This window comes from Clostridium arbusti SL206 (assembly GCF_000246895.1).
GTDB lineage: Bacteria > Bacillota > Clostridia > Clostridiales > Clostridiaceae > Clostridium_I > Clostridium_I arbusti.
Genome location: NZ_BAEV01000112.1, coordinates 1 through 12,209 on the forward strand (window position 1 = coordinate 1; position 12,209 = coordinate 12,209).

Genomic DNA, 12,209 nt, shown 5'->3' on the forward strand with positions numbered 1-12,209 from the left:
TATAAAGAAATATATCTTATAATAGTTTGTCCAATTCCCAAATCCAAAAATACTTACATATCCTATTACAGAATTAACTAAGCTTATAATTCCATATTGATCTTTACCTAAAAATTTAACCTGGTATTTAGTTAAAACAAATGTAGATATTATAATTAAAAAAACTGAGATATATGAGATAATAACATCTTGTTTTAAATTATTTTTTTTCATACTACCACCTTAAATTTATGTATTATTTTTATTACTGTACCTTTTAATTTACTTTCTATGCTTATACTTTTTTTATAATATTTATGTATATTCTTAACAATATCTATGTTGTTAATATTATGAAAGAACTTATCTCTGCACTTATTTTTCTTAGCAGCTTTTCTTAAAGAAGGATTTCCATCAATGATATCATTCAATGAAACTGGTTGCATAAAAATATTATCTTTTAAAATATCTATTATTTTTCTTCCTTTAGTGGTATTGATTATAACTGCTGCCATTCCTTTATCATCGTCAATTTCAGGATATTTATTTTCTATTCCCCAAAAATCACCTATTGTAATATCACTCATAACATTATCTGTTTTACATTTACAGTTATAGCATGAATTTCTTAAATACAAATCACTTAAGAAACCCTTCATATATATATCTTCATTAAATTTTGTAAGTGTAGAATTGTTATCTTCATATTGTATTTTTATATTATATTTTTTCCAGCCAAAGGTTTTATCTCTAAAATTATATTTGACTATTTTACTATCTTTATTATCTTCCATGTACTTCAAATATTTGTTAAACACCAATGGAGATGGAACACCATGACAAATCACATCACAAGTATACAAATTATCATAATTATGATTTAAAAAATTATATAAGGCATTTACTTGACAAGGAGTACCTGTGAATAATACAAATTTTCCGTCTTGAAGTTTTTTTAAAACTTTAGTAAATATATAATCAATTCTACTTTGAGCATATTTAGATCCTCTCATTGCCTCAATTCCGTCTATACTTTCTGTTTCAGTATGTATAATCTCCATATTATCACTAACCACTACCCCAAAAACAGCACCCTTACGTTGAATTACATAATTCGCAATAGCTGTAAACAATCCACCTGAAGAACTCTCTTTTCTTATAGAATCGTCAAGGTTATAAACTGCGAAAGCCTTTCTATCTCTAAACTTTTTTTCACTTACTTTTTTATTGAGAACTAGGCATACCTCATCACATTTTCTACAACCTATACACAAATCCTTATCTATATTAGGATATAAAAAACCATCATAGGATTTTTTCATTACAATAGCCTGTTTAGGACATATATTTTTACAAGCTTCACAGCCATAACATAACTCATTTACATCAAAATCTAACATTTGTATACTCCATTCATTATAATTAGTTTAACTTATTAGTTATATCATCCATTTGTAAACTAATCATTTGTTTTACTTCTGGAAGCTTATCTTTTATATTGACTACTAATTGATTATAGTTGTCTATTATATGATTAATTTTATTATTAACCTGATCTACAATTTCATTATTTTGCCATACAGCATCATTGTCTGCTTCAATAATCAAATCATTCATACCAAGACCGCTGCCTAGTACACCTTTATATTTTACACTATAGGATAGTGCTAAGGATGGTCTACCCATTTGATAAGTTGACACCGCTGCATGCATTCTACCTGTTATGGAAAACAATGAATTACCTAGTATAATTCTTGCTTCACTAGACAATAATTCATCATATATTGGAATAATTTTATCCTTATACTTATCATCAATTCTTTTCATTATTTCCCCAATTATAATTCTATCATCTACTTCCTTAGGTATTAGTACATGAGGAAGTAATACTACTTTATCCAATTTCAACTTTTTATTTTCTAAAACTGACTTAACTATATTAACTTGATTATCAATATAATTATCTTCATTTTTAGTATATAATTTAGTAAGTCCAGAAGGAACAATCACTATATAGGATTTATCTTTTATATCATACTTATTTAAAATACTACTTGTAATTTCACTATTATTTTGCAAAGGAAGCTCTAAAAATGCTAAATCTCTAGATTCAAATATATCCTTTACTCCTATACTCCTTACATAATTTAAACAATCAAAATCTCTAGTGTACAAGTTTACTCTGTTTAACACTATTTTTGCTAATTCCTTTGTATATATGCTAAATGGTCCAACAGTTTGTCCTACTAAGAATACGGGTACTTTTTTACTTATAAAATATAATTTCAGTAATTCTTTAATTAATCCTCTTTTACCATAGTATTCAGATATATCATCTCCTCCAACTATAATAATGGCCTTTTTATCACTATATTCTTTATCTATTTTTTTTACAAAGTTTATTAATCTAAAAATTTTATTTTTTCTTTTATCTATACTTTTCTTCTTAACATAAATGTTATTACACAAAGTCTCGCTCTTTAATCTTTCTAAATCTTTATTCGTAGAACAATCCACATAAAATTCAATATTCTGATTTTCATACCTATTTGATAAACTTTTAATTAAATTTATTGCCATCATTAAACTTCCATAATTATAAGTATTAGGTATATGTGCTATTTCTATTTTCATTGTGTAATTCTCTCCCTTTGCAATTATCTATTACTTAACTACAGAAACTTTTCTATATTGTGTCATAAAGCTCTTATAATCTCGCCCCATTTATATTACCGTCTTCTTAATCTCTTTTATATCCTTTATATCCTCTTTCTTACCTATTAGAATAACATCATCACTTTCAACTACGAATATATCATCTAATCCTGAAATAATAACTGGCTTATTCTTTCCCACAATAATATTGTTTTTACTGTTTATGTTTATTATATTTCCTACACAAACATTGTTGTTTTCATCTTTAGTCCTATATCTCTCCACAGAGTACCAAGTTCCCACATCGTCCCAACCGAATTCACTTGGTATTACATATATATTTTCAGCTTTTTCCATTATGGCATAATCTATTGAAACACTGTCTACTAGATTATAGCTACTTTTAAGTTTATTCATATATTCTTCATCTGAAGTACAAGCTATTTCCTTAAGCACATCATAGGTATTTTTAATATATTTTTCTGTAAGTCTTAATATTTTCTTTGCCTTCCAAACAAACATTCCACCGTTCCATAAAAAGTTTCCATTTTTAAGATACTGCTCTGCTTTTTCAAGATCTGGCTTTTCAACAAACATGTCCACATTTCTTATCTTTAATCCATTAACTATTGAAGATGTCTTATCACATTTAATATATCCATAACCAGTCTCCGGCCTGTCTGGTTTCATTCCTAAAGTTACAATGGAATCTTCATTTTTTTCTATAAAGGAATCCGCTGCTGCTATAACATTTCTAAACTCTTCTTCATTTCTTATAAGATGATCGGATGGAAGTACTACAATAGTAGCATCTTCATACTGTTTTTCTATTTGAAAAGCAGACAATGTTATACAAGGTGCCGTGTTCTTACCTATTGGTTCAACTATTATGTTCTTTTCAGGAAGCCCAGGAAGCTGTTCTCTCACCAAACTTATATATCTTTCTCCTGTAACCACAAATATTCTCTCAACCGGTATTAGATCTTTTAATCTGTTTACAGTCATCTGTATCATAGTTTCCTCACCAAGTAGTTTTAGAAACTGCTTAGGTTTTTCATCTGTGGAAAGAGGCCAAAATCTTTCACCCTTACCCCCTGCCATTATAAGTGCACATAACATTTATTTTACCTCCCCAAATATATTTTTATTTTATTACCAGAATGTAATATTCAACAAAGTTACTGAAATACCAGCTTAAGTTTCTTAAAAAACCCCTGAATTCTACCAAATAAAACATATAAATAATATCTAGACTTTTTGAACTTAAAAGTAAAAAAATAAATTATTATTGCTGCCATTGCCTTTAAATTTATATAAATAATAAGCTTAAATACATGAATATTTTTGTTTATACATATATGCTTATAGGCTAATGCCCCTGCTCCTCTTGCATAGCTTAGTCCTCTTAAGCATTCATTTACACCATATTTATTTATTTTTTCAGGATGATAAAAAAGTAAATCTGGATAGTACATTATTTTCTTACTCTTACTTAAAGCTCTAATAACAAGGTCTGCTCCTTCTTCTGCTCCAAAATAAGTACCTACACCAAGTTCTTCATCATATCCACCTAATTCTTCAAATACATTTTTTTTAATGAACATAGTAAATTCAACAGTTGACCTGTATATATTAGAATATCTAACACTTACTGATGATTTATAAAAATTAACAATAGATGCCTGCATACTGTTTCTATCCAATGATCTTCCAAAAATCAATTCATTGTTTGTATCTTCATTGAAAATATTATTAACTTTAGATAATAGATCTTTAGACAACTCACAGTCATCATCGGGAAAATTTATTATATCTCCAGTGGCATATCTAACTCCATAATTTCTTGCTTTTGCAGCGCCCTTAAAATTTACTTTAATATGGTTTATAGGAAAATACTCTTTAAAGTAATTCACTATATTACTAATATCAATATCAGTATTCTGATCAACAATAATGACTTCCAGCTTTGCATAATCACATTCTTTAACTGATTCAAGTAATTTTTTTAATTCTATTGTCCTGTTTATAGTTGGTACAACCAATGATATTTTATTTAACATATCATTCTCCTTTACAACTAAATTAAAAACTTAATGGGCATTCTTATCTCCAAATAATACAAGGAATGTTTTAAATATAAGTTTTATATCTCTCCATATATTTCTCTCTTCTATATACTTTATATCCAAGCGTATCCAATCTTCAAAATCTATTTCATTTCTCCCCATAACCTGCCAGTAACAGGTGAGACCCGGTTTTACAAGGAGCTTTAATCGATGGTAATCACTGAATTTTGCTACTTCTGATGGTAAATTTGGTCTTGGCCCTACAAAAGACATATCGCCCTTTAATATATTGAACAACTGTGGTAGCTCATCAATGCTTGTCCTTCTTGTAAATTTACCAATTCTAGTTATTCTAGGATCATTCTTCATCTTAAACATGGGACCTGACATCTCATTTTTATCCTTTAACTTTATTAATAGCTTTTCTGCATCTACCACCATAGATCTAAACTTATACATCTTAAATAATTTATCATTTTTACCTACTCTGCTTTGAGAAAATATTACAGGACCCTTTGAATCAATCTTAATTGCTATAGTAATTATTATGAAAACAGGACTTAAAAGAATTATTCCAATTAAAGCTCCACAGATATCAATGACTCTCTTTAAAAAATGATAGGTAATACTTTTTGAATACTTGTCTTCATAGTAATTAAAATTCACTTCCTCATTTAACTTTACATTTTGCAATGAACTCTCTCCTCCCTGTATATGTTTTATATAGTTTTATTAATATTTACTGAAGCATTTGTTATACTTTTCCTCTTATTCTTAAATGCAGCACAGGCATTATTTCTATACTTTTCAATATTTCTTCTTATATCCTCTTTCATTACAATTCTCTTTTTATGTATATCCTTTTTAACTACACTGGTTGAATCAAACTCATTATTCTCAGATTTAATATTTGACAAATCGTTAACTGTTATTGTTAATTTTAATTCTATATCAAAACTTTTTTTATTTTTCTCTGTAAAATCCATTACTTTACTCAATCCCCCCAATGTAAAATATTTATAAATTAATTAACAATGTTACTTTTCTATGAATATATAATTCTATAATACAAATCTCTGCTGAACAAATTCTGAACATTTTAGGTATAATATACCTAGTTTTATATATTCTTTAAATAAAATAGAAAAGATTGCTTAAAGATACATATGAGTGTATCTTTAAGCAATCTTTGTGAAATTAAATTATATTTTTAATCTTAATATCCTCTTTATAGAGATTATATAATAGTTCAGATTGTGATTTTATTGAATGATTTTGTTTTAAATATTTCAATGCATTTTCAGCTGCATATATGTATTTCTTACTATTACTCAATATTTTTAAACATAATTTAGTAAATTCATCTGCATCCTTCCCAATAAATAAATGCTCTTTATCTTTAAGATATGTACCTTCTATTGCCTTTTCCGTTGCAACTAGTATTTTTCCCTTACTTAAAGCGTGTAAAACTTTTATTTTAACACCCGCTCCATGAAATATAGGTGCAATTACTATAGCAGCTTTACTAATAGTTTTATCTATATTTTCCACATACCCCAATACATTTATATTATTACAAGCTTTACTTAAATATTGTCTATCATAAGATGATATTTTCCCAACTATATTCAATATTACATTGGGATTTTTATATAAAACCTTTGGAAATACCTTTTTACAAAACCATTTTATTCCCTCAAAGTTATGAGAAATTGTCATATCTCCATAAAATAATATTGTATTGTCCTCAATTGCATTATAATCCACATATTTGTTACACTCTATTACAGGAGGAACCCATATAAATTTTTCTTTATACTTTGGAAATAGTTTAATATATTCATTTTGCTCATCTTTAGATATAAATAAAAATTTACTAAATTTATTTATGTAGTTATTTTCAATGTTTTTGTATTTCATTCCCTCTATGCCTTCTAGTATTGAGGTTAGTTTTGGAAAAGAGGATTTAAAGGTATCTTTTCTATAACTGCTCTCTATATTATGTATTCTTATATAATTTATTTTTGAAATAATATTATTTTTATCCAAATACTTTATCATATTTGCATTTTCAAATATAGTGAGATCATACACCTTTTCCTTCATAATTCTGGTAAGCTTGTTACTATATCTGTTATTGACACTTAGGGGATATTTATTAAACACATATTTAAATTTGTTTGCCACTCTATCTGCATACACATTTACATTTTTAAATTCACAAGTTGTTTCTTTTTCATCTTTCTTTAAAATAGTGTACAAATCTATTTTGGTCTGCTGATCACTTAATGCCAATAACCTATTATATATATCTATTTTTCCACCATCAGATTTATCAACAAAGGGATTAGTAAAAGCTACAATAGCAAATTTCATGTGTTTCAGCTCCTCACAAGTGGGTTTATTCTTGTTAAAGTTAGTATCATTTCTCTAGGAAAATAGCTTTTTATTGACTTATTGATATCTTTTTATCTTTAATACTTTTGAAGTGATAATTGTCATACTCTTTCAAATCCTTTTTGTTAGCTTTCAGTTTATTTGCCACAATCCCTATAACATTAGCTTTAACATGACTTAAAAGTTCAATTGACCTATTAATTTTAGTTATCTCAGATTGTCCTGAAGCAACTACTAAAAGTACACTATTAACGAATTTAGATAGTATTTGAGCCTCACTTGAAGATACAACAGGTGGCGTATCTAAAATAATATAATCAAATAGTTTTTTAGCTTCCTGTAAAAATCTATTCATTTCAATAGATGAAAGATTTTTAGAAGGATTTTTACACATTTCTCCAGATGTTAAAATATAAAGATTGTTATTATATTTTTGAACTACTTCTTCAAATTTACACTTTTCAATTAACAGATTTGAGAGACCTTTTTGGTTTGATAAATTGAACTTCTTGTGTATTGAAGACATTCTTAAATCACAATCCAAAAGTAATACCTTATTCCCTGCCTCTGCAATAGCCAGTGCTAAATTTGATGCTATTATGGACTTTCCTTCACTAGAGGATGAACTGGTTATTAATATAGTTTTCATATTTGTATCAAAACCTAGAGACTGTATATTTGTACTGAGTATCCTATAAGATTGAGATACAAATGACTCAGGGCTATTTTTAAAAATTAATAATTCTCTCTGCTTCCCTTTAATTTTTTCTTCCATCTGTATATCTCCAAGTATAGGTAAAGAAAAATTTCTTTTAACATCTTCTATACTTTTAATTTTGTCATCAAAATAATCTAATAGAAAAATTATTATTATGGAAAATATAATACCTATTAAAAATCCAACTGTAATATTAAACCTTTTGTTGGGTTTTATAGGAGATTCAGGTAGTTTCCCATCGCTTACAATTCTAATGTCTCCAGCAGGATAAACACTATTTGAAACTTCAATAAATGAATTCGTTACAGCTTTTAGTAAATTTAACGCTTCCTTAGGACTTTCTCCCTGTGCGCTAACTGTGAGCATCTGAGTATCTTCAATAGGTGCAACACTAACTCTTTTAGCTATCACATCAGGAGGTACAGAATTATTTAATTTCTCAGAAGCTTCAGCATATATCCTATCGGAACTACCAATATTTGCATAAGTTTTAACAAGGTTTTGATACATCATTACATCGTCATATTGTACATTTTCATTTGATGGGCTATCTCCCTTTTTATCCACAATGACGCTGGCTTGTGACTGGTATACTGGAGATGTCATAAAAAAGCTAATATACCCTGCAGTTAAAACACTTATCAAAGTTATTACAATAATTATAATTTTTCTTTTGGCAATGATATAAATGAACTCATTAAATCCAATTAATCTGACTACTTCATTTTTATTCATAATTATTACCTCAATTCTTTATATTAAAAATTAAGTATGATTTAATAATACAAATTCATAATGGACATTTTCTGAACATCATTACCAAAAAATACTCAAGGTTACATCTATGTAAAATGTAACCTTGAGTATTTTTAATTTAAAATATATTTAACACTTTCATCTAAATGAAGCTTATATTTTCCACTCTGTGCCTTATGTTCATAAGTTTTCCCTATAAGATCTGTGACCTCAGCAGCATCATTTCTTATATTTAAATTTATATCATGATCTTTAGTACTTGTCCAAGCAGCATAAATTATTTTATTGTCCTTTTTAAACATAAGTACATAGTCATCTTTTGATGGTGTATCTACTCTTTTTATATAGTCATATCCCTTGAGAGTTTTATTCATGGTTTTTATTGCATAATAAGTTGGTTTAGGAGTTAAATTACTATACATAGTTCCATAATTATGCTCTCCATTGTTTTTGTCATTACCATCATTCTTCCAATCATACCAAATACTTAATTTTACTCCACTCATAGTGTTTAATAAATATTGGCGAATACAATATTGTGCCTGCTTCATATCATCCATGCCTTTTGAGGATACAGTATATCCCCATTCACTAGAAAAAATTTGGATATTATTCTTATGGGGATAATTTCCTATAAGAGTTTTTAAATCTTTATAATCATATATAACTGTTTCTGGATTTGATCCCCTGTAAGGATGAACGCTGACAGCATCTATATATTTAAATAGCCCAGCTTTACCTAAATAATTGAGAAAATCAAAATGTACTTCTGATGCTGCTGGCGCTGCTATAAATGCATCTTTATCTACAGCTTTAATTTCCTTTATAGTTTCCATGGCTAACTTAAAATAGTCTTCCCAATTTGGCTTTGGATACCAAAAGGATGCATTTGGTTCATTCCATATCTCCCACATAATCTGTTTTCCCTTGTATCGTTCTACGGCGGCTTTAGCAAAATTAACGAAAGCCTTTCTTCCTTCATCGGTATGAGGTGAAAGACCATTATCATACAATTTATTGCCATAATCTAGTACAAAAAGTATTTTTACATTGTTTCTTTCCATATTTTTTACAAATCTATCATATTTAGAAAAATCATACACACCTTTTTTATTTTCTACAGAGGACCAAAATAAATCTATTCTCACAATTTTAAGCCCGGCCCCGCTAATTTTTTTAATCTCATCATCTTGCATTTCTAAAGAATGAATATTTACCCCAGTTAGAATATCGGAGCTTTTAATTGATCCCATAATTTTATCTGGGGAATTACTGGACTCTCCTGTAGGATTATTAGACTTTTCTCTAGAATTACCATATCTATACCATATAAAAATACCTACTACAATTATTGTGATTATCATTATTATAATAAACTTTATTTTTTTATTCTTTAACATTGCTCTTCTCCAAATATATATTGTTTTACACACATAATTCATTGTGATTTTTTATTTTCTCTAATACTTTTTCAGTTCTTCTCTCTAAAGAAATTGCTATAGCTATAGATAGTAAGAGTCCCATAAAAAGTGATATAGCAATATAAAGTTTTTTATTGGGCTTAATAGGTGACTGAGGCAGTTCACCCTTATCAACAACAGTTGCCTGTCCTATATTGTATATATTTGCCACATTTTCTGAAAAGGTTTCTGAAACGGCATTAACCCTTTGTAATGCTTCTTCAGCTGTGCTCCCTTCAGCTTTTATTACAATTAATTGTGTTTCATCCTGTGGAGTGACTGTAATGGAATTATTCAATTGATTTGCCGTGATACCCCTGCCAAGTTTTTGCGCTGCTTTTTCTTCAATAAATTTTGATGTAACAAGAGAAGCATAGGTTTTTGTAAGACTCTGATACATCATAACACTACTGTATTGATTATTAATGGGTTCATTTATGTCACTCTTTTGTCCAATTATTATAGTTGAAGATGATTCATATACTGGAGACATAATGAAATAACTTACAATTACAGCTATGGCAACTGCCGCTAAAGTAATTGCTATTACTAAACCTTTTCTCTTTTTTACTGTACACAAAACCTCATTTAAATCTATGACATTTTGATCCTTCATAGAGCAACCTCCATATGTAATTAATTGATTTTATAACTAAAAAATTATTCTAAATTTTCATACGACTTATATTTATGTAAACGCAAGTACATAATATGCAATTTTACATATAACTTTAAACTCTTTATTCCATTAATTAAGCTTAAATTTATAATATATTTATTGTACAGTTTCCCATTTACCCGGTTAATATTTTTATCTATGTCCTCATAACTGGAAGTATTCATATATCCGTATGTATAATTAATTAGGGAAAAAGGTATTCTAAATTGATAAATTAAATTAGAAATTTTCTTTATATTTTTATAAATGAGCTTGTGAGTATTTTCTTTTATCCATTTATCAAGATCCATCCAAACATATATATCTTCACTCTGTTTTAAAAAGGATGCAGATGTAGTCAATGAATTTGGTCTTATTCTGTATAAGAGTAAATATTCCTTAACAGAGCACACTTCTGTAATTGCAGCAATTTTCATAAAGAACTCAAAATCCTCACCCCAATTACAACCTTCAGTAAATCTAATATGATTTTCACTTATTAAAGACTTCTCAATAAGCCAAGTACTAGTGTGGCACCACACATTGTCTTTTAAAAAATCATACAATATTTTACCGGAAGGTAGCTTCATTTCTCTTTTCCTAGTTGTATTGTCCTCTTCAAAAAAATCTAGGAATCCACAGTAGCAGGCTCTCATTGAAGTTTTATAAATCATTTTTATTTGATCTTCTATTTTTGTACTACTCCACAGATCGTCACTATCTATAAAAGCTACATATTTTCCATTAGCTTTCTCTATACCTCTATTCCTTGCAGCAGACACCCCTGCATTGTCTTGATAATAATATTTTATTATCTTTCTTTCCCTATAAACTTCTACTAGTTTTTTTATAATATTGGAAGATTCATCAGAACTTCCGTCATCCATTGTAATAATTTCAATATTGTCATAAGTTTGTTTCACTATACTTTCTATAGTAGATTCTATATATTTTTCACTATTATATACAGGTATTATTACGGATACTAAATCCCTCACCATAACCACTTCCTTCAGAAACACTAATTGTATATGGATATCATTAAATATAATTTTCTTATCACAGCATTTTTAACCTGACTAACTTGGTGTAAGTCTCCCACGCACTCTGTGAAAGTGATTCACACAAAATCGAAAAGAAGATTTTGGTTCTCTGCTTGCACTCTGCGAAAGTGATTCGCACCAAATTAAAATTTGGGCTCTCTACTTTTCTTCAAGTGGGAGTACAACGCCAAGTAAGCCATGCATTCGCAGTTCTAAAATTCAGATGGTTTAAAAGAATCCCCACCTGAATTAAGAACTTGCTTCAATTCACTATTTTTTACATTACCTACTTCATTTAAATTTTTTTATACCTATATTAAAATTTTTATCTCTATTAGTTGATGATACAAGTTTAAGTTGAACATTTTCTGAACATTATTGAGAAACGTAAGCAGGGGACTCTTTACTACCAATTTCACAGAGTGCAAGTAGAAAATCAAAATCTTTAACCTGACTAACTTGGCGTAAGTCTCCCAC

11 protein-coding genes and 1 pseudogene are annotated in these 12,209 nt (G+C 28.2%); all 12 read right to left on the bottom strand.

The window, feature by feature from the left end:
• A pseudogene (locus RH99_RS15690) lies at positions 1 to 213 on the bottom strand (hypothetical protein); the annotation flags it as partial.
• The gene (locus RH99_RS15695) at positions 210 to 1,379 is read right to left on the bottom strand and encodes a Coenzyme F420 hydrogenase/dehydrogenase, beta subunit C-terminal domain (RefSeq protein ID WP_010240441.1); all 1,170 of its coding nucleotides are present in this window, start codon (positions 1,377 to 1,379) and stop codon (positions 210 to 212) included. The gene RH99_RS15695 and the pseudogene RH99_RS15690, both read right to left, overlap by 4 nt.
• Before the next feature lie 22 nt (positions 1,380 to 1,401).
• Positions 1,402 to 2,613 (bottom strand): polysaccharide pyruvyl transferase family protein, encoded by a 1,212-nt coding sequence (locus RH99_RS15700; protein ID WP_010240443.1) that lies wholly within the window; start codon positions 2,611 to 2,613, stop codon positions 1,402 to 1,404.
• 90 nt (positions 2,614 to 2,703) lie between these two features.
• Positions 2,704 to 3,753: a mannose-1-phosphate guanylyltransferase gene (locus RH99_RS15705; protein ID WP_010240445.1), complete on the bottom strand. Its 1,050-nt coding sequence runs from the start codon at positions 3,751 to 3,753 to the stop codon at positions 2,704 to 2,706.
• A 59-nt stretch (positions 3,754 to 3,812) separates the two neighbouring features.
• A complete protein-coding gene (locus RH99_RS15710; protein WP_010240447.1) occupies positions 3,813 to 4,694 on the bottom strand; it encodes a glycosyltransferase family 2 protein in 882 nt (293 codons plus the stop codon).
• Between the two features lie 30 nt (positions 4,695 to 4,724).
• Positions 4,725 to 5,393: a sugar transferase gene (locus RH99_RS15715; protein WP_010240448.1), complete on the bottom strand. Its 669-nt coding sequence runs from the start codon at positions 5,391 to 5,393 to the stop codon at positions 4,725 to 4,727.
• A 26-nt stretch (positions 5,394 to 5,419) separates the two neighbouring features.
• Entirely contained in the window at positions 5,420 to 5,698 is a 279-nt protein-coding gene (locus tag RH99_RS15720; protein ID WP_138990730.1) for a hypothetical protein, read from the bottom strand.
• 199 nt (positions 5,699 to 5,897) lie between these two features.
• Positions 5,898 to 7,076, bottom strand: coding sequence for a glycosyltransferase (locus tag RH99_RS15725; RefSeq protein WP_010240452.1), 1,179 nt, complete (start codon positions 7,074 to 7,076; stop codon positions 5,898 to 5,900).
• Between the two features lie 70 nt (positions 7,077 to 7,146).
• The gene (locus RH99_RS19825; protein ID WP_010240455.1) at positions 7,147 to 8,550 is read right to left on the bottom strand and encodes a tyrosine-protein kinase domain-containing protein; all 1,404 of its coding nucleotides are present in this window, start codon (positions 8,548 to 8,550) and stop codon (positions 7,147 to 7,149) included.
• Positions 8,551 to 8,684: 134 nt separating this feature from the next.
• On the bottom strand, positions 8,685 to 9,971 hold the full coding sequence (locus RH99_RS15740; RefSeq protein ID WP_010240457.1) for a beta-galactosidase: 1,287 nt from the start codon (positions 9,969 to 9,971) through the stop codon (positions 8,685 to 8,687).
• Positions 9,972 to 9,996: 25 nt separating this feature from the next.
• Positions 9,997 to 10,647, bottom strand: coding sequence for a YveK family protein (locus RH99_RS15745; RefSeq protein WP_010240460.1), 651 nt, complete (start codon positions 10,645 to 10,647; stop codon positions 9,997 to 9,999).
• A gap of 44 nt (positions 10,648 to 10,691) precedes the next feature.
• Positions 10,692 to 11,690, bottom strand: coding sequence for a glycosyltransferase family 2 protein (locus RH99_RS15750; RefSeq protein WP_243441508.1), 999 nt, complete (start codon positions 11,688 to 11,690; stop codon positions 10,692 to 10,694).
• Positions 11,691 to 12,209: the final 519 nt, after the last annotated feature.